The sequence below is a fragment of the Pseudomonas sp. 2VD genome (assembly GCF_005503585.1).
GTDB lineage: Bacteria > Pseudomonadota > Gammaproteobacteria > Pseudomonadales > Pseudomonadaceae > Pseudomonas > Pseudomonas aeruginosa.
In genome coordinates this window covers 1-20622 of record NZ_SCND01000072.1, presented here as the reverse complement: position 1 = coordinate 20622, position 20622 = coordinate 1, and the positions used below count along the sequence as shown (strand labels likewise).

Sequence of the window (20622 nt, the reverse complement as noted above, 5' to 3'; positions counted from 1 at the left end):
CAACAAAGGAAGTCGCCTGTCCATGGACTCCACATCCCTTCTCGACCAGCTCTCCGGGTACTGGTCGGCGCTCGACCAACACCCTATCCTGCACGCCGGCCTGGCCTTCGGCCTGCTGCTGGTGGGCGCCCTGATTCTCGGCCGGGTGGCCCGCTACATCGTCCTCTACGCCGCCAACCTGCTCGCCCGCCAGCCCGCGCTGCACTGGCTCGGCGACCTGATCCGCAACAAGGTGTTCCAGCGCCTGGCGCAGACCACGCCCTCGCTGTTGGTGCAATTCGGTCTGCCGTGGATCCCGGAGATGCCGGACAAGGCCGCGCACTTCCTCGGCAACCTGGCACTGGCCTTCACCGTGCTGTTCCTGATCCTCGCCCTCACCGCGCTGCTGAATGCCCTGCTGGACATCTACGCGCGTACCGAGCACGCCCGCACCCGTTCGATCAAGGGCTACGTGCAACTGGCGAAGATCGCCGTGTTCGTGTTCGGCGCGATCATCATCGTCTCGATCATCATCGACCGCTCGCCGCTCCTGCTGCTGTCCGGCCTCGGCGCGATGTCGGCGGTCCTCCTGCTGGTCTACAAGGACACCCTGATGTCCTTCGTCGCCAGCGTGCAGCTCACCAGCAACGACATGCTGCGGGTCGGCGACTGGATCGAGATGCCGCAGGTCGGCGCCGACGGCGACGTGGTGGACATCACCCTGTACACCGTGAAGGTGCAGAACTTCGACAAGACCATCGTCTCGGTGCCGACCTGGCGCCTGATGTCGGAGTCGTTCAAGAACTGGCGCGGCATGCAGCAGTCCGGCGGACGGCGGATCAAGCGGGCAATCTACGTCGACTCCAGCCAGGTGCGTTTCCTCGACGAGAAGGAAGAGCGGCGCCTGAGCCAGGTGCGCCTGCTCACCGAATACATGGCCCGCAAGCAGACCGAGTTGCAGGAGTGGAATGCCGCCAACGGCGGGGTCGCCCCGCTGGCCGCCAACCGCCGCCGGCTGACCAACATCGGTACGTTCCGCGCCTACGCCCTCGCCTACCTGCAGAACCACCCGGACATCCATCCGCACATGACCTGCATGGTCCGCCAGTTGCAGCCGACCGCCCAGGGCATCCCGCTGGAGATATACTGCTTCACCCGCACCACCGCCTGGGTCGACTACGAGCGCATCCAGGGCGACGTGTTCGACTACCTGCTGGCGGTGATGCCGGAGTTCGGCCTCGGCGCCTACCAGCAGCCCAGCGGGCAGGACCTGCGCCAGGGGCTGCAAGGCATGCTCGAAGGGCGTGACGCCGGGGCCCGCTCGTTCGAGGCGCTGGCCGCGCCGAGCCGCAGCGACGAAGCCACCGCCTGAACCGAGGAAAACCGTCCATGAAACCGCACCTGACCTACTACGTCGCCGCCAGCCTGGACGGTTTCATCGCCCGCCCCGACGGCAGCGTCGACTGGCTCGACCGTTTCGCCGAGGGCGGCAACGACCACGGCTACAAGAGCTTCTACCAGGGCATCGACGGCCTGCTGATGGGCCGCGGCACCTACGATATCGTGCGCGGCTTCGGCGACTGGCCGTATCCGGGCAAACCCTGCCAGGTACTCACCCGCAACCCGCAGGAAAGCGCAGCGGAAGGCGTCGAGTTGCGCCACGTCACACCCCAGGAAGGCCTCGCGCGCCTCGGCGAACAGGGCTGCCGGCGGATCTGGCTGGCCGGCGGCGGCAGCCTGGCCGGTAGTTGCCTGGCGGCCGGGCTGCTCGACGAGGTGATCGTCAGCGTCATTCCGCAGCTGCTCGGCGCCGGCATCCCGCTGTTCGCCGGCGGCCGCGAGCGGCGCCTGCAACTGCTGGAACAACATGGCTACAACAGCGGCATCGTACAGATGCGCTACCAGGTGATCGCCGAGGACGACCCGCAATGACCGACAACCTGCTGAGCATTTCCGCCGCCTGCCTGTTCGACGACCAGGGCAACCTGTTGCTGGTGCGCAAGCGCGGCACCCAGGCCTTCATGCTCCCGGGCGGCAAGCGCGAGCCGGGCGAAACGCCCCTCGCCGCGCTACAGCGCGAACTGCTGGAGGAACTGCGCCTGCCGATGGGCGCCTCGACCTTCGAGCACCTCGGCAGCTTCCAGGCGCCGGCGGCCAACGAGGCGAACACCCGCGTCGATGCCGATATCTACGTCGCCCGCTTGCCCCACGCCGTCTGTGCGCAGGCGGAGCTGGAGGAACTGGCCTGGCTGGTCCCCGGCCAAGCGCAGCCGGACAATCTCGCGCCGCTGCTGCGCGATCATGTCCTGCCGGCCCTGGCGCGGCGCGCGGCGGAAAACCCGGAAACCCAGGCCGAACACCGGACGCGCCCCGATCATGTGCGCTGAGCGCTAGCGCTCCCGTCAACGAAAAAGGCCACCTCGGGGTGGCCTTTTCGCGTTCTCGCACCGATCGCGCGGAATATCGGCGGTTAACGCCTCTCCCCCGTGCGCAGCCTGCGGCTAAGCCTCAGAACGAAGTCCGGCGGTAGGCACGGTAGCGCGGGAACCAGAAGTTCGCCTCGATGGCGTCGTTCAATACCTCGTCGCTGGTATGCAGGGCCTTGCCCTCGGCCTGGGCCTGCTTGGCCACGGCGACGGCGATGCGCTTGCTGACCTCGCGGATGTCGCCCAGCGCCGGCAACACGGCGCCCTCGCCCCGGGTAACGATCGGCGAGCAGTTGGCCAGGGCGTTGGCCGCGGCCATCAGCATGCCTTCGGTGACCCGGTTGGCCCGCGCGGCGATCACCCCCAGGCCGATGCCGGGGAAGATATAGGCGTTGTTGCACTGGGCGATGGGAATCCGCTTGTCGCCCACCTGCACCGGTTGGAACGGGCTACCGGTGGCGACCAGCGCCTGGCCGTCGGTCCAGTTGAGGATTTCCTGCGGAGTCGCCTCGACCCGCGAGGTCGGGTTGGACAGCGGCATCACCAGCGGCTGCTTGCAATGGCTGTGCAGCTCGCGGATGACCTCTTCGGAAAACAGCCCGCGCTGCCCGGAGACGCCGATCAGCACCGTCGGCCGGGCATTGCGGATCACTTCCAGCAACGCCAGGTCGTCGCCCTGCTGGCCGCCCCAGGCACCGAGATCGGCGCGCTTCTGCGCCAGGCGGTGCTGGAAGTCGAGCAGGTTGCTCATGTCGTCGGTGAGCAGGCCCCAGCGGTCGACCATGAAGATGCGCCGACGCGCCTGGGCCTCGTCCAGGCCCTCCAGTTGCATGGCGGCGATGATCTGCTCGGCGATGCCGCAACCGGCGGAGCCGGCGCCGACGAAGGTCACGGTCTGCTCGCTGAGCTTCTCGCCCTTGGCCTTGCAAGCCGCCAGCAGGGTGCCCACGGCCACCGCGGCGGTGCCCTGGATGTCGTCGTTGAAGCAGCACAGCTCGTCCTTGTAGCGCTCCAGCAACGGCATGGCATTGGTCTGGGCGAAGTCCTCGAATTGCAGCAGGACGTTGGGCCAGCGGCGCTTGATCGCCTGGATGAACAGGTCGACGAACTCCTCGTACTGCGCCCCGCTCACCCGCTCGTGGCGCCAGCCCATGTACATCGGGTCGTTGAGCAGGTCCGGGTTGTTGGTGCCGACGTCCAGCACCACCGGCAGGGTGTAGGCCGGGCTGATACCGCCGCAGGCGGTGTACAGGGACAGCTTGCCGATCGGGATGCCCATCCCGCCGATGCCCTGGTCGCCCAGGCCGAGGATCCGCTCGCTGTCGGTGACCACCACGATCTTCACGTTGTTCTTGGTGGCGCTGCGCAGGATGTCGTCGATCCGCTCGCGGTCCGGGTAGGAGATGAACAGGCCGCGGTGGGTCCGGTAGATCTTCGAGAACTCCTGGCAGGCCTGGCCGACCGTGGGGGTGTAGATGATCGGCATCATTTCTTCCAGGTGCTCCTCGAGCAGGCGGAAGAACAGGGTCTCGTTGTTGTCCTGGATCGAGCGCAGGAAGATGTGGCGGTCCAGATCGGTGTTGCACAGGTTGTACTGGCTGTAGGCGCGCTCGGTCTGCTCCTCGATGGTCTCGATGTTGTGCGGCAGCAGGCCCTGCAGGTTGAAATCGATGCGTTCCTGGGTACTGAACGCGCTGCCTTTGTTCAGCAGCGGCATCTCCAGCAGCGAAGGGCCGGCATGGGGAACGTACAAGGGACGCTTGGCTGTTTCGGTCATATCTGGACTCGCTTCTACGGGCTTCACTCGGGTACGGGGACCACGAACATACCCCCGGCGCAGAGGCTTTCCAAGGCCACGGCGAACAACAGGTCATTGCCGGACCCGCAAGTATCGCCACTTGCATGGCGAAACCGGCGCGTCACATCCGGAACCGACCATTCGACGAATGGTCAGAAGGCTGGCGTCAAAATAGGTCACAATAGCCGCCGCTTTCGTAGGGGAATACGCTGGGAACGCCGATGAGTCCCCGATTTTCCTTCGTGAAGCCCGTTATCGCCGGGACAACCTGAATGCATCCAGGCCCGGAAGCAGTTGGCCGTTTCGTTTGACGGCCTGGTCGGAAGAGTCAGGAGGGCTCGTTCCGGTCACCCAGAAGACACTCCGATGAACAGAGAGTAACCACGAACCAGCGGAAGCCTGGACCGTTATTCACGCACGCGAAGACATGCCGAAATGCGTTCACCCTTTTTGACATGCCTGTCTGTAGGCTTCGCGGCCCTTCTGGCCGCCCTCTCGACGCCCAGCCTGGCTTCCAACCAGGTCACCCACACCTTCAAGCCGTCGAAGAATTCCACCCTGTCGCCCAGCCGGGTCGTCAGCACCCGCCAGTCCGCCAACCGCTCGGTGGTCGCGGCCGCCGCTTCCGAAGTCACCGACCGCGCCTTCAGCATGATCGGCACCCCCTACCGCTGGGGCGGCACCACGCCGAAGAAAGGCTTCGATTGCAGCGGCCTGGTCAACTATGTGTTCCAGGATGTCGACGACGTCGACCTGCCGCGGACCGCCCGCGCCATCTACAACATGGACAACAACAAGGTCTCCCGCGGCAAGCTGCAACCGGGCGACCTGGTGTTCTTCCGGATCCGCAGCCGCAGCGTCGACCACGTCGGCATCTACGTCGGCAACGACCGCTTCGTGCACGCGCCGCGGCGCGGCAAGAAGGTCCGCGTCTCCGACCTCAACAGCAGCTACTGGAAACGCCACTACCTGGCCGGCAAGCGCATCCTGCCGACCACCCTCGCCCAGGTCGAAAGCACCCGCAAGCGCTGATTCCGGCGCCTGCGGCTCGCTCAGATGCCCCGCCGCGCCTGTTTCCTCAGCAGGCGCGCGCTGTCCCAGCCGGTCAACAGCACCGCCAGCCAGATCGGCGCGTAGGTCCATAGCTGCTCGGGACGGAACGCCTCGCCGAGGAACAGTACCGCCACCAGGAACAGCAGCACCGGTTCGACGTAGCTGAGAATCCCGAACAGCCCCATCGGCAGCAGTCGGCTGGAAGCCATCATCGCGCCGAAGGCCAGCGCGCTGATCAGCCCCAGCATCGGCAGCAACAGCCACAGGCGTGGCGCCTCGCGGAAGGCCTGGCTCTCGTCGCCCAGCCAGTACAGCGCGGCCAGCGCCAGCGGCAGCAGGAAGAGCATCTCGAAGACGAACCCGGACAGCGCGTCCACGCCCATCCTGCGCCGCAGCATGAAGTACGGGGGATAGCCCAGCGCGGTGACCAGGGAGACCCAGGAGAACGCGCGGGTCAGCCAGAACTCGTGGAGCACCCCGGCCAGCGCGCAGGCCACGGCGATAGCCTGCAGCGGCGTCAGGCGCTCGCCGTAGAACACCCGCCCCACCAGCACCATCGCCAGCGGCAGGAGGAAGTAGCCCAGCGACAGTTCAAGGGTCTTCCCGGCCAACGGCGCCCAGATGAAGATGCCCCATTGCAGCAGCATCATCGCCGCGGTCAGCGGGAAGCAGGCCAGCAGCCAGGGCTCGGCGAACAGCCGGCGCCAGGCGGCGCGCAGGGTCGGCCACTGGCGGGTGGCGACGACCAGCAGGAATACCATCGGGATCGACCAGACCACCCGATGCGCCACCACCTGCAGGCTGTCCAGCGGCTCCAGCAGGTGGACGTAGCCCGGCAGGGTAACGAACAGCACCGAGGCGGCCAGCGACAGCAGCACGCCCTGTCCGGAAATCCTCATGCACGCACCTCGCGCCGGCCGAGCCGGTTGACCCACAGCGAAGCGACGATCACCGCGCCGCCCAGGGCCAGGCGCGGCAGGTCGGCGTGCTGGTTCCAGATCAGCAGGTTGAGCAGCAACCCGACCGGCACGTGCAGGTTGTTCATCACCGCCAGGGTACCGGCGTCCACCTCGGTGGCGCCCTTGTTCCACCAGAACTGGCCGAGGGCGGTGGCCAGCAGCCCCATCCATACCAGTACGCCCCATTGCAGCTCGCCGGCCGGCAGGCGCTGCGGATCGCCGAACAGCAGCCAGGCAGGCAACGCCACCAGCAGCGCGCCAACGAAGAAATAACCGAAGCGCTGGCGCTGCGGCAGCTCGGACGGGTACTTGCGCACCAGGCGCTTGTACAGCACCTGGCCGGCGGCGAAGGTGGCGTTGGCCAGTTGCAGCAGCAGGAAGCCCTGGAGGAACTCGCCGGTGATCCCGTCGTAGCGGATGATCGCCGCGCCCAGCACCGCCACCAGCGCGGCGGCCAGGGCCCAGAAGTTGAAGCGGCGGTTGAGCAGGTCGTCGAACAGGGCCACGTGGACCGGCGTCAGCACGGTGAACAGCAGCACCTCGGGCACCGTCAGCACGTTGAAGCTCAGGTACAGGCAGACGTAGGTGATGCCGAACTGCAGCGCGCCGACCAGCATCACCCCGCCGACGAAACGCGGTTCGACGCCGCGCCAGCGGGTCAGCGGGAGAAACACCAGGCCAGCGAGAAGGACCCGGGTAAGCACGGCGAAGTAGCTGTCGACCTGGCCGGCGAGGTACTCGCCGATCAGGTTGAAGGAGAACGCCCAGAGGACGGTGACGAACAGTAGATAACGCATGGACCAGGCACCAGGATGGGGCGCCGACCATAACGTTTTTGCCGCCGCCAAGGAAGGCCGCGCGGGCCCGCGGCCAACCTCGCCGCCCCTGTACTACTTGCCGTGCGCGGTGGGCCAGCGGTATTCGAGCCAGTGCTCCATGCGCTGGCGCAACAAGCCGCTCTGCTCGGCGATGTGCAGCCACTGGTCGACGTAGCGCTTGAAGGCCTCGTCGCGCGGCAGCAGGTAGGCCTTCTCGGCGAAGTCGAAGGGTTGCTGCGGATGCACGGCGCAGAGTTCCGGGTGCAACCGCGACTGCAGGCGGGCCTCGATGGCGTCGGTCATCATCAGGTCGGCCTTGCCGTCGACGATCTGCTGGAAGATCGTCACGTTGTCCGGATGCACCAGGATCCGGGCCTTCTTCAGGTTCGCCCGGGCGAACTTCTCGTTGGTGCCGCCGGGGTTGACGATGGCCGTCACGCCCGGCTGGTCGATCTGCTCCAGGGTCTGGAAACGCGCTTCTTCGCTACAGAGGGTGATCGGCGTCTTGCCGTCGCGCAGGTAGGGAATCGAGAAATACGCCTGGCGCTGGCGCTCCAGGTTGATCGAGATGCCGCTCATGGCGATGTCGAAGCGGTCGTCGGCGAAATCGCGCATCAGGTTCGGCCAACTGGTCGGCACCACTACCAGCTTGGCCCCCAGGCTCTCGGCCAGGCGCTGCGCCATGTCCACGTCGAAACCGGCGTAACCGCCCTCTTCCGTGCGGTAGCTGAAGGGCTTGTAGTCGCCCGTGGTGGCGACGCGCAGCACGCCGCTTTCGAGGATGCGGTCGAGGCGGCTCTCCTGCGCCTGGAGGCTGGCGCTGGCCAGCAGCGCAAGGCAGGCCAGGGCCTGGACGAGATGGCGGAATGACTTCGGCATGGCGACTCCTCGGGATGGCGGACCGCAGAGAGACTACGCAAGTCGGCAGCCGCGGCCAAATCCCGGAATGCAGGGGAACGCCCGATGACGCCGGGGCGCGGGCCGAGCATGCGGCAGGAGAAGCGGAAAAAAGTGCGCGAAACGGCTGACGACCTCACACCGCCATCGACAGCGGTACGCCCTGCAGCCATTCCGGGTGGTAGCGCAGCAGCATCTCCAGGCCGCGCTCCTGGTAGGCCGGGAAGCTGATCGCGACCAGCGTCTCGCCCTTGACCTTCTGCGGCGGGCCGAGGCGCTGGAGGATCACGCCGTTGCGAACGAAATAGCGCTCCATGGCCGTGGTGGTCACCGCCACCACCGAACTGGCGCCCAGGTACCAGGCGCATTGCAGGCTGGACCAGAATATCTTCATCGCCAGTTGCGGATCGTCCGCCGCGCTGGCGGCGTAGCGCGAAAGCTCCCAGACCGACGGATCGCTGGGCGGGGTTTCGCTGCACAGGTAGGCGAAGACGTCCTTGAGCAGGTAGGCGTCGGTCGTCGGCAGCAGGCGGGCACAACCGCAGATGCCCTGGCGGCCCATGGCGACGATGTAGCGGGTTTGCGGATGGTCGAACTGGTCGAATTCCTGGTCGCGGACCCTGGAGGTGGAGACCACGTCCCAGCCCAACTTCTCGATGAAGACTTGATGCCGGTAGAGTCCCAGCTCGGCGATCATGGCGGCGGAAAGCCCTTCCAGCGATTCAGAGAGCAATTCGATCATGACCAAGTCCCCGTGTCGTGCCGGCCGAGAAAAAAAGGCGGCATCCCTACCCTGATACTCCTGGGCCCTCTCAGTCGGAGGACATACCAGCACACACATGAGGGGGAAGACTAAAGGAGGATGAACGGCAGGCAACCTGCCAGATCTGGTAGGGCGCGCCGGCCGGCGCGCCCTACGCTTCAGATGAGGCCCAGCGCCGCGGCGTAGGCAGCAGCCAGCGTCTTGTTCGGCGCGTCGAACTTCTTCTGGATGTTCTTGTGGTGGAAGTTCACCGTGCTCTCGGAGATGCTCAGGATGATGGCGATTTCCCCGGAACTCTTGCCGTCGGCGGTCCATTGCAGGATCTCGCGTTCGCGATGGCTCAGGCAGACCGGGTTGGACATCAGCATCGGATGCTCCAGGTCGGTCAGCTTCTGGGTCAGCAACTCGATCATGCAACGCAGCCGCAGGCGGATTTCCTCGCGCTCGAAGCTGGAGATGTTCTGCTGGTCGCGCGCCACGGAAAGCACGCTGAGCAAATTGTTCGGCGCGCGGATCGGCAGGGTCGCGCCGACACAGAGGCCCCAATCGCGAGCCTCGTTCCAGAGCATCCGGCTCTGGTCGAACAGGCTGTCGCTCCAGACCACCATTTCCGAGGAGCGCAGGCCGTTGAGGATCGCCGGATCCACGGCCCCGTAGTTCTGCATCTGGTATCGCTCCAGCCAGGCCTTGGGATAGGTGCCATGGACCTCGGTCTTCGGCCGGGTGAAGGGAATCGTGTGGCGCACGCCATAGGCGTAGTAATCGAAGCCCAGGCGCCGCACTTCCTTTTCCAGGACGGCGAACACGCCCTGGCTGTCGTGGATCGGCTGCATCTCGCTACGCAAACCGTCCCACCACAGCAAAAAGCCTCCGTCATTCCTCATTGCAGTAAGCCCTGATCGATAAAATGCATCACAGCAGAATTGGCCCGGGGTATGACGCTGTCAAGCGCGCAGCCTTGCCGATACGGCAAAATCATGGCAACCCTATCTGTTATGCCAGCACCGTTCAGGACGCAGCCTTCAGCCATCGAGCATCCCCCTCCCTATGACAACGTTCGACCACCTGGGCCGCTTTACCGCAAGCGATACTGTGCGGTTGTGACAATTCCATGAAACGCCGACAGGCCGCCGCCATGGCCGGGTCCTCGAGCAAGCGCCACAGCGCCCCGCGCAACTCCTGCTCGCGCAACGGCACGCCCAGGCGCATCCCGCAGCCGAGCCGGACCAGCCGTTCGGCATTGTCGAACTGGTCGTGGGCACAGGGCAGCAGCACCTGCGGCACCCCCGCCGCCAAGGCCAGGCTCATGGCGCCGATACCGCCCGGATGGACCAGCCCGGCGCACGATGGCAGCAAGGCTCCCAGTGGCGCGTAGGCGCGCTGCAGCACGTGGTTCGGCAAGCCGCGCAGCGGTTCCTGGCCGGCGCCGGTGAGGAAGATCCCACGCGCGCCGAGGCGTTCCAGCGCGCGCAGGGCCATGGCGTAGAAGTCGCCCTGCAGGTGTTCGGTCGAGCCCTGGGTGAACACCAGCGGCCGGCTGCCCTGATCGAGAAAGCGTTGCAGTTCGTCGTCGAGCGGGGTTCCCGGGATACTGCCGTCGAACAGCGGGAAGCCGGTCATGTGCAGGGGTTGCGGCCAATCCTGCTGGGGTGGCGCGAACCAGGCCGGGAACAGGCAGACCACGCCCTGCGGCGAATGCATCCATTGGGTGAAGATGCGCTTCACCGGCGTTTCCAGGCCGACCTTGCGGCGCACCGCGTTGATCTCCGGCGCGCAGGTGCGATCCAGCTTGAAGCGCTCGATGCAGCGCCAGAGCAGCTTGCGCATCGCCAGCGGCATCTGCTCGGGCACGTTGAACTTGGGGTGTACCGGCGGCAGGTGCGCCGACAGCAAGGTCGATGGCGAGACCTGCGCGGACAGGTAGGGAATCCCGTACTTCTCGTGAGCGATGCGTGCGCCCAGCGCCCAGAGCGAGCCGACCACCACGATGTCGTCATGGCGCTGCGCCGAGACGTACTCGTAGACCGGCTCGATCATCCCGGCGATGGCTTGCCAGAGCACGCCGAAGGACGTCTTGGGGTCCCACAGGCGCGGATCGCCCATGGTCCGGCGGTAGGTCAGTTCGTCGCTCAGCGGGACGAACGCGATGCCGTGCTGCTCCACCGCGTCGCGAAACACCGGAATGGTGCAGAGGCTCACGCGGTGCCCGCGCAATTTCAGGGTCCGGGCCAGGCCGATGAAGGGAAATACGTCGCCGGCCGAGCCGATGGCGATGAGGATGGCGTGCATGGGGCTACTCCGTGCGTTATGCAACCGCAAAGCCCGGCCAGGCCGGGTCTTCGCAGGTCAAGGGTTCAGGCGTAGCCGATGGCCATCTCGTGGAATCCCGCCGCGCGTTCCGCCCGCTGCGGCTCCGGTTGCTTCAGCAGGTGCTCGAGCAGGGCGCGGTGCACGCGTACCGCGGCCAGCTTGGACTCCAGGTCGAGGAAATGCCCGGTGCCCTCCACCCGCGAGAAACTGCAGTGCGGCAGGTAGTCGCGGAACTGGCGGGCGTCCTCGGCGGTGGTGTATTCGTCCCAGCTGCCGTTGATGAAATGCACGTGGCTCTGGATCCGCTCCAGGCAAGCCAGGTAGCCCCGATCGTTGAGCGCCAGCACCTGGTCGATGTGAAAGCGCGCCTGCTCGTATTCGCTGGTGGCCAGCGAAGCCATGTGCTGATGGTTGCTGGCTTTCAGGCGCGGCGGCAGGTATTTGCCGACGGTCTCGTTGAGCAGATGGCCGATCGCCGACTTGTCGTCCAGCTCGATCAGCGCCTGCGCCCGCCCGACGTAGTCGAGCATCGCCTGGTTCAGTCCAGGGGCGAATGCCATCACCACCGAGCTGCGGATGCCGCGCGGATTGCGCGACAGCGCCAGCAGCGTGGAGATACCGCCCCAGGACGCGGAGACCAGGTGATTGACCTCGAAGCGCTCGATCAGCGCCAGGAGGATTTCCACCTCGTCGTCCTTGGTGATCAACCCGCGCTGCGGGTTGTGCTGACGCGACTGCCCGGCGAAGGGCAGGTCGAACAGCACCACGTTGAAATGTTCGGCCAGGCACTTGCAGGTCCGGGCGAACGAGGCGGTGGTCGCCATCGCGCCGTTGACCAGCATCACCGTGCTGCGCCCGGGATCCTGCCCAACGCGCTCGACATGTACCCGCAGGCCCTTGCAAACCGATACCAACAGACTTTCGCGCCGCATTTCACACCTCCCAAAAATTTTCGAACAGGCAAACAGCTATCGCTGCCACGGGTATCCCGGCATTACGTAGAGTTCGTTCTTATTGTTCGAACGGCAGACAAGTAACTCAGCGGCCATCCGCGCGGACCAGCCACGGCGGATGCGTACCCCTTCAGGCGAGGGGCTTGTGTGGGTCTTGCAGATCGGCCTGCGCAAACGATTGGCGTCCGTGTTCACGCGTAGCCGATGAACACTTTTTAGCCAATTCGAAAGCTAACGGTAACTGCCAGATTTCACAGGACGGGCGGTCGCCTGCGCATAAGCCCCTGCCCGCCCGCGATAAGGCGTGCCAGAGCGGCCGGCGGGGAACAGCGAGGGGTTGGCGGAAAAGGCATGAAAAAACCGGGCGCCAGGCCCGGTTTCCGGTGTCGAAACGCTCTGGCGTCAGGCTTTTGGCAGGGTCACGCCGCGCTGGCCCTGGTATTTGCCGCCACGGTCCTTATAGGACACTTCGCAGGCCTCGTCGGATTGCAGGAAGAGCATCTGCGCCACGCCTTCGTTGGCGTAGATCTTCGCCGGCAGGTTGGTGGTATTGGAGAACTCGAGGGTCACATGGCCTTCCCACTCCGGCTCCAGCGGGGTGACGTTGACGATGATGCCGCAACGCGCGTAGGTGCTCTTGCCCAGGCAGATGGTCAGGACGTCGCGCGGGATGCGGAAGTACTCGACAGTACGCGCCAGGGCGAAGGAGTTCGGCGGGATGATGCAGACGTCGCTGTTGATGTCGACGAAGCTTTTCTCGTCGAAGTTCTTCGGATCGACCACCGCCGAATGGATGTTGGTGAACACCTTGAACTCGGCGGCGCAGCGCACGTCGTAGCCGTAGCTGGACACCCCGTAGGAAATCACCCGGCTGTCGTCCGCGCCGCGCACCTGGCGCTCGACGAACGGCTCGATCATGCCGTGCTCCTGAGCCATGCGGCGAATCCACTTGTCCGATTTGATGGTCATGGAGGGTGTCCTGTCGAAAGCTGCGAAAAATGATCGCGAATCTTACCGGGGCCGCCGCCCCAGGGCAAAGGCAGCCGTCGCCGACGGCTGCCCGAGCGCCTCAGTCGTCGCTGATGCTGATGTTCGGCAGGCCGACGCTGGCCCGCTCGCTGAGAACGATGCGCGCGCCGACATGGCGGGCGATTTCCTGGTAGAGCATCGCCAGTTGGCTTTCCGGGTCGGCGATCACCGTCGGCCGGCCGCTGTCGGCCTGGGTGCGGATGGCGATCGACAGCGGCATGGACGCCAGCAGCTCGACGCCGAACTGCGCCGCCAGCTTCTCGCCGCCGCCCTCGCCGAACAGGTGCTCGGCATGGCCGCAGTTGGAACAGATATGCACCGCCATGTTCTCCACCACGCCGAGCACCGGGATGTTCACCTTGCGGAACATCTCCACGCCCTTCTTCGCGTCGAGCAGCGCCAGGTCCTGCGGGGTAGTGACGATCACCGCGCCGGCCACCGGCACCTTCTGCGCCAGGGTCAGCTGGATGTCGCCGGTGCCCGGCGGCATGTCCACCACCAGGTAGTCGAGGTTGTCCCAGGCGGTCTGGGTGATCAGTTGGATCAGGGCACCGGAGACCATCGGCCCGCGCCAGACCACCGGCGTGCTGTCGTCGGTGAGGAAGGCCATCGACATCACCTGCACCCCGTGCGCCTCCAGGGGCTCGAACCACTTCTGCTCACGGACCTTCGGCCGGGTGCCTTCCGGCAGGCCGAACATGATGCCCTGGCTGGGTCCGTAGATGTCCGCGTCGAGGATGCCCACCCGCGCACCCTCGCGGGCCAGGGCCAGGGCCAGGTTGGCGGCGGTGGTGGACTTGCCGACGCCGCCCTTGCCGGAAGCCACCGCGACGATGTTCTTCACGTTGCCCATCACCTCGACCTGCGGCTGCGCCTTGTGCGGCTGGATCACGCAGTCGACCCGGACCTCGGCGCGAGCGACGCCGTCGAGTGCCTCCAGGGCCATTTGCAGGGTTTGCGCCAGGCCGTTCCTGAACAGCCCGGCGGCGTACCCCAGTTCCAGGCGCACTCGCACGCGGTCGCCCTGGATCTCCACCTCGCGCAGGCAGCCGGCGCTGACGGGGTCCTGGTTCAGATAGGGGTCCTGGTACTGGCGGAGGGTGGCTTCCACCGTTTGGCGAGTGATAGCGGACATGGGGGATTTCCTGAGGGTTAAGCGGGGAATCGATGCCGGTCATCCTACCCGAGTGGCGCGCGGATGAAAAAAAACCGCCGCTTCTTTATAGTGACCGATCCGTTTAGCTCTCAGCCGATAAGCCGAACCCATGTCCGAACCACGCAAGATCCTCGTTACCAGCGCCCTCCCCTACGCCAACGGTTCCATTCACCTGGGACACATGCTGGAGTACATCCAGACGGACATGTGGGTGCGCTTCCAGAAGATGCGTGGCAACCAGGCCGTCTACGTCTGCGCCGACGACGCCCACGGTTCGGCGATCATGCTCCGCGCCGAGCGCGAGGGCATCACCTCCGAGCAACTGATCGACGCCGTGCGCGCCGAGCACATGGGCGACTTCGCCGACTTCCTGGTGGACTTCGACAACTACCACTCGACCCACTCGGAAGAGAACCGCGAGCTGTCCAGCGCGATCTACCTGAAACTGCGCGACGCCGGGCACATCGACACCCGCCCGGTGACCCAGTACTTCGACCCGGAAAAGCAGATGTTCCTCGCCGACCGCTTCATCAAGGGCACCTGCCCGAAGTGCGGCACCGCCGACCAGTACGGCGACAACTGCGAGGCCTGCGGCGCGACCTACGCCCCGACCGAACTGAAGGACCCGAAATCGGCGATCTCCGGCGCCACCCCGGTGCTCAAGGAATCGCTGCACTACTTCTTCAAGCTGCCGGACTTCGAGGCCATGCTCAAGCAATGGACCCGCAGCGGCGCCCTTCAGGAGTCGGTGGCCAACAAGCTCGCCGAATGGCTGGACAGCGGCCTCCAGCAGTGGGACATCTCGCGCGACGCGCCGTACTTCGGCTTCGAGATTCCCGACGCTCCCGGCAAGTACTTCTACGTCTGGCTGGACGCGCCGATCGGCTACATGGCCAGCTTCAAGAACCTCTGCGCGCGGCGTCCCGAGCTGGACTTCGACGCGTTCTGGGGCAAGGACTCCAGTGCCGAGCTGTACCACTTCATCGGCAAGGACATCGTCAACTTCCACGCGCTGTTCTGGCCGGCCATGCTCGAAGGCGCCGGCTACCGCAAGCCGACCGCGCTGAACGTGCACGGCTACCTGACCGTGAACGGCCAGAAGATGTCCAAGTCGCGCGGCACCTTCGTCAAGGCGCGCACCTACCTCGACCACCTGGACCCGGAATACCTGCGCTACTACTACGCCTCCAAGCTCGGCCGCGGCGTCGAGGACCTCGACCTGAACCTCGAGGACTTCGTGCAGAAGGTCAACTCCGACCTGGTCGGCAAGGTCGTCAACATCGCCAGCCGCTGCGCCGGCTTCATCCACAAGGGCAACGCCGGCGTGCTGGTCGACGCCGATCCTGCGCCGGAGCTGCTCGCCGCCTTCCGCGAGGCCGCCCCGGGCATCGCCGAGGCCTATGAGGCCCGCGACTTCAATCGCGCCATGCGCGAGATCATGGCCCTCGCCGACCGCGCCAACGCCTGGATCGCCGAACAGGCGCCCTGGGCGCTGGCCAAGCAGGAAGGCCAGCAGGACAAGGTCCAGGCCGTCTGCGGCCTGGGCATCAACCTGTTCCGCCAGTTGGTGATCTTCCTCAAGCCGGTGCTGCCGAAGCTGGCCGCCGCCGCCGAAGCCTTCCTCAACGTCGCCCCGCTGACCTGGGCCGACCACCGGACCCTGCTGGCCAACCACCAGCTGAACCCGTTCCAGCCCCTGATGACCCGTATCGAGCCCGCGAAAGTAGAAGCCATGATCGAAGCCTCCAAGGAAGACCTCGCCGCCGCATCCCAACCCGCCGGCAACGGCGAGCTGGTCAAGGAACCCATCGCCGCGGAGATCGACTTCGACGCTTTCGCCGCGGTCGACCTACGCATCGCCCTGATCGAGAAGTGCGAATTCGTCGAAGGCGCCGACAAGCTGCTGCGCCTGTCGCTGGACATCGGCGACGCGAAGCGTAACGTGTTCTCCGGGATCAAGAGCGCGTATCCCGATCCGAGCGCCCTGGAAGGCCGCCTGACGCTCTATGTGGCCAACTTGGCGCCGCGCAAGATGAAGTTCGGGGTGTCCGAGGGCATGGTCCTGGCCGCCGGCCCGGGTGGCGAGGAGATCTACCTGCTGAGTCCGGACAGCGGTGCCAAGCCGGGCCAGCGCGTCAAGTAACGCAGACCACGAAGCCACGGAGGGCTCGATAGAATGAACGCATGGAAGCTTGCCGCCGGCGTCCTGCTGGCGGCGCTCTACGGATGCTCCGCCGAACACGCCGAAAGCGTCTCCGGCAATGCCGGTTTCCAGGGCGAGACGGGCAAACCCGGCACCGCCCTCGCCTACGAACACCGCGTCGGCATCCGCCTTTCCGCCGCGCGTATCGACGCGCAACTCGCCGCCAGCCGCGACGCCTGCAACAGCGAGCGCTTCGGCCAGTGCGACGTGCTCGCCATCGTACAACGCGGCGGTATCGGCCATTACGCCGAACTCACCGTGCGCATCGTCCCGGACGGCGTGGAGAAGCTGGTCGCGGCCGCTGCCCAGGGCGGCACGCTGGAAAGCCGGCAGACCCGCGCCGAGGACCTGGCCCAGGCGGTCGCCGACACCCGCCAGCAACGCGAGCGCCTGCAACGCGAGTACCAGACCCTGCAGCAATACCAGGGGCGCAAGGACATGAGCGTCGGCGACCTGCTGGCCCTGGCCAAGGAAATCGCCGCGGTGGAAGCCCAACTGGCCGACAACGCCCAGGCCGGCGCCCAGCAGCAGCGGCGCATCGCCACCAACCTGCTGACCCTGAGCTTCAGCAGCGAGGCGCAGCCGGACAGCCGCCTCGGCCAGCTCGCCACGGCCGCCGGGCAACTGCTCGACGACCTTGTCGATGGCACCATCGCCGCGATGAAGTTCTTCGCCTACAGCCTGCCGTTCCTCGTCGTGCTGCTGCCGCTGGGCCTGTTGCTGCGCGGCCTGTGGCGCTGGCTGCGGCGGCCCGGCAAGAACGAGGCGCGCTGAGCCCAGGCATACGGGCGGACCGGGAGGGTCCGCTCTTTCGCCCAGGACCGCCTGACGGGCCTGGCAACTCACAAGGAGGAAGACCGATGACCGCCACCAGCGACCTGATCGAGTCACTGATTTCCTATAGCTGGGACGACTGGCAGGTGACCCGCCAGGAAGCCCGCCGGGTGATCGCCGCGATCCGCAACGACAACGTGCCCGATGCGACCATCGCCGCACTCGACAAGAGCGGCTCGCTGATCAAGCTGTTCCAGCGGGTGGGCCCGCCGGAACTGGCGCGCTCGCTGATCGCCAGCATCGCCGGGCGCACCACCATGCAGCGCTACCAGGCACGCAATGCCTTGATCCGCAGCCTGATCAACAATCCCCTGGGCACCCAGACCGACAACTGGATCTACTTCCCCACCATCACTTTCTTCGACATCTGCGCCGACCTCGCCGACGCCGCCGGTCGCCTGGGCTTCGCCGCGGCCGGCGCCACCGGGGTGGCCAGCCAGGCGATCCAGGGTCCGTTCAGCGGGGTCGGCGCCACCGGCGTCAATCCGACCGACCTGCCGTCCATTGCCTTCGGCGACCAGCTCAAGCTGCTCAACAAGGACCCGGCGACCGTCACCAAGTACAGCAACCCGCTCGGCGACCTGGGCGCCTACCTGAGCCAACTGTCGCCGCAAGACAAGCTGAACCAGGCACAGACGCTGGTCGGCCAGCCGATCAGCACGCTGTTCCCCGACGCCTATCCGGGCAACCCGCCGTCGCGGGCCAAGGTCATGTCCGCGGCTGCGCGCAAGTACGACCTGACGCCGCAACTGATCGGCGCGATCATCCTCGCCGAGCAGCGTGACCAGACCCGCGACGAAGACGCCAAGGACTATCAGGCGGCAGTCAGCATCAAGAGCGCCAACACCTCCATCGGCCTCGGCCAGGTGGTGGTCTCCACCGCGATCAAGTACGAGCTGTTCACCGACCTGCTCGGCCAGCCGGTGCGCCGCGGCCTGTCGCGCAAGGCGGTCGCCACCCTGCTGGCCTCCGACGAATTCAACATCTTCGCCACCGCCCGTTACATCCGCTACGTCGCCAACCTGGCGTCGCAACAGGACCTGCGCAAGCTGCCGAAGACCCGCGGCGCATTTCCCTCCATCGATCTCCGCGCCTACGCCGGCAATCCGCGCAACTGGCCGCGGGACAATGTCCGCGCGCTGGCCTCGGAATACACCTCGCGGCCCTGGGACGACAACCTGTCGCCGGGCTGGCCGATGTTCGTCGACGATGCCTACGCCACCTTCCTCGACCCTGGAATGAGGTTCCCATGAAGACAGTCGCCCTGATTCTCGCCAGCCTCGCCCTGCTGGCCTGCACCGCGGAGTCCGGGGTGGACTTCGACAAGACCCTGACCCACCCGAACGGCCTGGTGGTGGAGCGCCCCGTCGGCTTCGACGCGCGGCGCAGCGCCGAGGGCTTCCGCTTCGACGAAGGCGGCAAGCTGCGCAACCCACGCCAACTGGAGGTCCAGCGCCAAGACGCGCCACCCCCGACCGACCTGGCGAGCAGGCGCCTGGGCGACGGCGAGGCGCGCTACAAGGTAGAGGAAGACGACGGCGGCTCCGCAGGCAGCGAATACCGCCTGTGGGCAGCCAAGCCGGCGGGCGCGCGGTGGATCGTGGTCAGCGCCAGCGAGCAGAGCGAGGATGGCGAACCGACCTTCGCCCTGGCCTGGGCGCTGCTGGAGCGGGCCAGGTTGCAATAGAACCGCTCTCTGCGGAGTGCCGGACGCTCCGTGGAACCTCCGTCGATCCGGGCGGAGCAGCATCCTGCTCGGGTTGCGGTAGCGCTTTTTCGCTCAGTCTGCGCCCATCGGATTTTCCCTCACATATTTTGTTTCATAGTACTGAGACTCAGGCGCGCCGCGGTTTTCCGGCGATGTGCGCAACAATTTGCACAGTTTTTTTGACGTAGCATCCGCGCGATCACGCACTTCGGATCGAGCACGGCGAACAGGGACGCCAGCCGTGCAGGTTTTTCGAGAAACAGGGGACAGCGGATGTTCAACCCGGCCAACCAGACCCACTTCAGCCTCAGCCTCGACGGCCTCCGTCACGACCTGCAGGTTCTCGAATTCAGCGGCCACGAAGGCATCAGCCGGCCCTACCGCTTCGAACTCGAACTGGTCAGCGAGCGCGCCGGCCTCGACCTCGAAGCGTTCCTGCACCGGCCCGCCTTCCTCGCCTTCACCCCGCAGGGCCAGGGTGTCCACGGCCTGGTCTACGGCGCCGCCCAGGCCGACGCGGGCAAGCGCCTGACCCGCTATCGCCTCACCCTCGTGCCGCAACTGGCCTACCTCGCGCAGCGCAGCAACCAGCGGATCTTCCAGCACCTCACGGTGCCGCAGATCGTCGCCCTGATCCTCGAGGAGCACGGCATCCTCGCCGACGCCTACCGCTTCCAGCTCGGCACCCGGTATCCCGAGCGCGAATACTGCGTGCAGTACGACGAAAGCGACCTGCATTTCGTCCAGCGCCTCTGTGCCGAAGAGGGCATCCATTTCCATTTCCGGCACAGCGCCGAGGCGCACCTGCTGGTGTTCGGCGACGACCAGACGGTGTTCCCCCGCCTGGGCCGTCCCACCGCCTACGTGCACGACAGCGGGCTGGTCGCCGACGAACCGGTGATCAAGCGCTTCAGCCTGCGCCTGGCCAGCCGCACCACGCGCACCACTCGCCGCGACTACGACTTCGAGAAGCCGCGGCTGCTGCTGGAGGCCGGCAATCGCCCCGCTGCCGACGCCCCGGCCGAGCCGGACCTGGAGGACTACGACTACCCCGGTCGCTTCGTCGATCGCCAGCGCGGCAAGCTGCTCAACCAGCGCGCCCTGGAGCGGCACCGCGCCGACCGGCGCCTGGGCGAAGGGGTCAGCGACCAGCCGCTGCTGGTCAGCGGGCACTTCCTGGAGATCGCCGAGCACCCGCGCGCGGAGTGGAACGACCTGTGGCTGCTCAGCGAAATCTTCCACGAAGGCAAGCAGCCGCAGGTGCTGGAAGAGAACGTTACCTCCGACACGTCGGCCAGCACGGACGACTTCCAGCAGGGCTACCGCAACCGCTTCCTCGCCACGCCCTGGGAGGTGTTCTTCCGCCCGCCGCTGGAGCACCCGAAGCCGCGCGTGCTGGGCAGCCAGACCGCGGTGGTGACCGGCCCGCCAGGCGAGGAAATCCACTGCGACCGCTACGGCCGGGTCAGGGTGCAGTTCCACTGGGACCGCGAGGGCCAGGGCGACGACAAGAGCAGTTGCTGGCTACGCGTAGCCAGCGGTTGGGCCGGCAACGGCTATGGCGGCATCGTCATTCCGCGGGTCGGCATGGAAGTGCTGGTGGACTTCCTCGAAGGCGATCCCGACCAGCCGCTGGTCAGCGGCTGCGTCTACCACGCCGCCCACCCGGTGCCCTACGAGTTGCCGGCGAACCAGACCCGCAGCGTCTTCAAGAGCCTCAGCAGCCCTGGCGGCGG

General features: G+C 66.4%; 19 protein-coding genes. 9 read left to right on the top strand and 10 right to left on the bottom strand.

The genetic code is table 11. From position 1 onward, the window contains the following. The first annotated feature begins 22 nt into the window (after positions 1–22). Genes FFS27_RS10970 through FFS27_RS10960 form a run of 3 tightly spaced genes read left to right on the top strand, consistent with a single transcriptional unit; the run spans position 23 to position 2366 of the window. Positions 23–1351 (top strand): mechanosensitive ion channel family protein, encoded by a 1329-nt coding sequence (locus tag FFS27_RS10970; protein WP_003091979.1) that lies wholly within the window; start codon positions 23–25, stop codon positions 1349–1351. A gap of 17 nt (positions 1352–1368) precedes the next feature. Next, positions 1369–1911, top strand: coding sequence for a dihydrofolate reductase family protein (locus FFS27_RS10965; protein ID WP_003111057.1), 543 nt, complete (start codon positions 1369–1371; stop codon positions 1909–1911). Next, positions 1908–2366 carry an NUDIX hydrolase gene (locus FFS27_RS10960; protein ID WP_003113894.1) on the top strand — a complete coding sequence of 153 codons (459 nt, stop codon included), beginning with the start codon at positions 1908–1910 and terminating at the stop codon, positions 2364–2366. Before FFS27_RS10965 ends, FFS27_RS10960 begins: the two co-directional genes overlap by 4 nt. A gap of 121 nt (positions 2367–2487) precedes the next feature. Here the strand turns inward: FFS27_RS10960 and FFS27_RS10955 are convergent, their stop codons facing one another. Then, positions 2488–4182, bottom strand: coding sequence for an NAD-dependent malic enzyme (locus tag FFS27_RS10955; RefSeq protein WP_003091987.1), 1695 nt, complete (start codon positions 4180–4182; stop codon positions 2488–2490). 456 nt (positions 4183–4638) lie between these two features. Between FFS27_RS10955 and FFS27_RS10945 the strand changes: the two genes are divergently transcribed. Beyond that, positions 4639–5235 (top strand): C40 family peptidase, encoded by a 597-nt coding sequence (locus FFS27_RS10945; protein ID WP_003103763.1) that lies wholly within the window; start codon positions 4639–4641, stop codon positions 5233–5235. Between the two features lie 20 nt (positions 5236–5255). On the opposite strand, the gene rarD is transcribed toward FFS27_RS10945, so the two are convergent. From rarD to apbC, 9 genes are all read right to left on the bottom strand, one after another. Further along, entirely contained in the window at positions 5256–6155 is a 900-nt protein-coding gene (rarD, locus tag FFS27_RS10940) for an EamA family transporter RarD (RefSeq protein WP_003091995.1), read from the bottom strand. Further along, a complete protein-coding gene (locus FFS27_RS10935; RefSeq protein WP_003092000.1) occupies positions 6152–7012 on the bottom strand; it encodes a carboxylate/amino acid/amine transporter in 861 nt (286 codons plus the stop codon). The genes rarD and FFS27_RS10935 overlap by 4 nt, the downstream gene beginning before the upstream one ends. A gap of 93 nt (positions 7013–7105) precedes the next feature. Continuing rightward, positions 7106–7912 (bottom strand): cyclohexadienyl dehydratase, encoded by an 807-nt coding sequence (gene pheC / locus FFS27_RS10930; protein ID WP_003092003.1) that lies wholly within the window; start codon positions 7910–7912, stop codon positions 7106–7108. A gap of 154 nt (positions 7913–8066) precedes the next feature. Next, positions 8067–8672 (bottom strand): acyl-homoserine-lactone synthase RhlI, encoded by a 606-nt coding sequence (gene rhlI / locus FFS27_RS10925; RefSeq protein ID WP_021265124.1) that lies wholly within the window; start codon positions 8670–8672, stop codon positions 8067–8069. Between the two features lie 179 nt (positions 8673–8851). Next, the gene (rhlR, locus tag FFS27_RS10920) at positions 8852–9577 is read right to left on the bottom strand and encodes a quorum sensing system transcriptional regulator RhlR (RefSeq protein WP_003119559.1); all 726 of its coding nucleotides are present in this window, start codon (positions 9575–9577) and stop codon (positions 8852–8854) included. Positions 9578–9701: 124 nt separating this feature from the next. Next, positions 9702–10982 carry a glycosyltransferase gene (locus FFS27_RS10915; RefSeq protein ID WP_003092007.1) on the bottom strand — a complete coding sequence of 427 codons (1281 nt, stop codon included), beginning with the start codon at positions 10980–10982 and terminating at the stop codon, positions 9702–9704. A 65-nt stretch (positions 10983–11047) separates the two neighbouring features. After that, on the bottom strand, positions 11048–11935 hold the full coding sequence (gene rhlA, locus FFS27_RS10910; protein WP_021265125.1) for a 3-(3-hydroxydecanoyloxy)decanoate synthase: 888 nt from the start codon (positions 11933–11935) through the stop codon (positions 11048–11050). A gap of 423 nt (positions 11936–12358) precedes the next feature. After that, positions 12359–12925, bottom strand: a complete 567-nt coding sequence (gene dcd, locus FFS27_RS10900) for a dCTP deaminase (protein WP_003092017.1) — start codon at positions 12923–12925, stop codon at positions 12359–12361. 100 nt (positions 12926–13025) lie between these two features. Continuing rightward, the gene (gene apbC / locus FFS27_RS10895) at positions 13026–14120 is read right to left on the bottom strand and encodes an iron-sulfur cluster carrier protein ApbC (RefSeq protein ID WP_003092020.1); all 1095 of its coding nucleotides are present in this window, start codon (positions 14118–14120) and stop codon (positions 13026–13028) included. Positions 14121–14250: 130 nt separating this feature from the next. Between apbC and metG the strand changes: the two genes are divergently transcribed. From metG to FFS27_RS10870, 5 genes are all read left to right on the top strand, one after another. Beyond that, positions 14251–16284 carry a methionine--tRNA ligase gene (gene metG / locus FFS27_RS10890; RefSeq protein ID WP_009313624.1) on the top strand — a complete coding sequence of 678 codons (2034 nt, stop codon included), beginning with the start codon at positions 14251–14253 and terminating at the stop codon, positions 16282–16284. Positions 16285–16317: 33 nt separating this feature from the next. Further along, positions 16318–17118: a DUF4349 domain-containing protein gene (locus FFS27_RS10885; RefSeq protein WP_137952004.1), complete on the top strand. Its 801-nt coding sequence runs from the start codon at positions 16318–16320 to the stop codon at positions 17116–17118. An 86-nt stretch (positions 17119–17204) separates the two neighbouring features. After that, entirely contained in the window at positions 17205–18431 is a 1227-nt protein-coding gene (tse3, locus tag FFS27_RS10880; protein WP_003092026.1) for a type VI secretion system effector muramidase Tse3, read from the top strand. Then, the gene (gene tsi3, locus FFS27_RS10875) at positions 18428–18865 is read left to right on the top strand and encodes a T6SS effector muramidase immunity protein Tsi3 (RefSeq protein ID WP_003130155.1); all 438 of its coding nucleotides are present in this window, start codon (positions 18428–18430) and stop codon (positions 18863–18865) included. Before tse3 ends, tsi3 begins: the two co-directional genes overlap by 4 nt. Positions 18866–19159: 294 nt before the next feature. Next, a partial coding sequence (locus FFS27_RS10870) for a type VI secretion system Vgr family protein (RefSeq protein WP_034014339.1) occupies positions 19160–20622 on the top strand: 1463 nt, incomplete at its 3' end.

Coding starts and splice junctions, on each gene's coding strand:
- FFS27_RS10885 (WP_137952004.1), top strand. CDS start 16,318: ATGAACGCATGGAAGCTTGCCGCCGGCGTCCTGCTGGCGGCGCTCTAC.
- FFS27_RS10915 (WP_003092007.1), bottom strand. CDS start 10,982: ATGCACGCCATCCTCATCGCCATCGGCTCGGCCGGCGACGTATTTCCC.
- metG (WP_009313624.1), top strand. CDS start 14,251: ATGTCCGAACCACGCAAGATCCTCGTTACCAGCGCCCTCCCCTACGCC.
- dcd (WP_003092017.1), bottom strand. CDS start 12,925: ATGACCATCAAATCGGACAAGTGGATTCGCCGCATGGCTCAGGAGCAC.
- pheC (WP_003092003.1), bottom strand. CDS start 7,912: ATGCCGAAGTCATTCCGCCATCTCGTCCAGGCCCTGGCCTGCCTTGCG.
- FFS27_RS10970 (WP_003091979.1), top strand. CDS start 23: ATGGACTCCACATCCCTTCTCGACCAGCTCTCCGGGTACTGGTCGGCG.
- rhlR (WP_003119559.1), bottom strand. CDS start 9,577: ATGAGGAATGACGGAGGCTTTTTGCTGTGGTGGGACGGTTTGCGTAGC.
- FFS27_RS10945 (WP_003103763.1), top strand. CDS start 4,639: ATGCGTTCACCCTTTTTGACATGCCTGTCTGTAGGCTTCGCGGCCCTT.
- FFS27_RS10935 (WP_003092000.1), bottom strand. CDS start 7,012: ATGCGTTATCTACTGTTCGTCACCGTCCTCTGGGCGTTCTCCTTCAAC.
- FFS27_RS10955 (WP_003091987.1), bottom strand. CDS start 4,182: ATGACCGAAACAGCCAAGCGTCCCTTGTACGTTCCCCATGCCGGCCCT.
- rhlI (WP_021265124.1), bottom strand. CDS start 8,672: ATGATCGAATTGCTCTCTGAATCGCTGGAAGGGCTTTCCGCCGCCATG.
- FFS27_RS10960 (WP_003113894.1), top strand. CDS start 1,908: ATGACCGACAACCTGCTGAGCATTTCCGCCGCCTGCCTGTTCGACGAC.
- rhlA (WP_021265125.1), bottom strand. CDS start 11,935: ATGCGGCGCGAAAGTCTGTTGGTATCGGTTTGCAAGGGCCTGCGGGTA.
- rarD (WP_003091995.1), bottom strand. CDS start 6,155: ATGAGGATTTCCGGACAGGGCGTGCTGCTGTCGCTGGCCGCCTCGGTG.
- tse3 (WP_003092026.1), top strand. CDS start 17,205: ATGACCGCCACCAGCGACCTGATCGAGTCACTGATTTCCTATAGCTGG.
- FFS27_RS10965 (WP_003111057.1), top strand. CDS start 1,369: ATGAAACCGCACCTGACCTACTACGTCGCCGCCAGCCTGGACGGTTTC.
- apbC (WP_003092020.1), bottom strand. CDS start 14,120: ATGTCCGCTATCACTCGCCAAACGGTGGAAGCCACCCTCCGCCAGTAC.
- tsi3 (WP_003130155.1), top strand. CDS start 18,428: ATGAAGACAGTCGCCCTGATTCTCGCCAGCCTCGCCCTGCTGGCCTGC.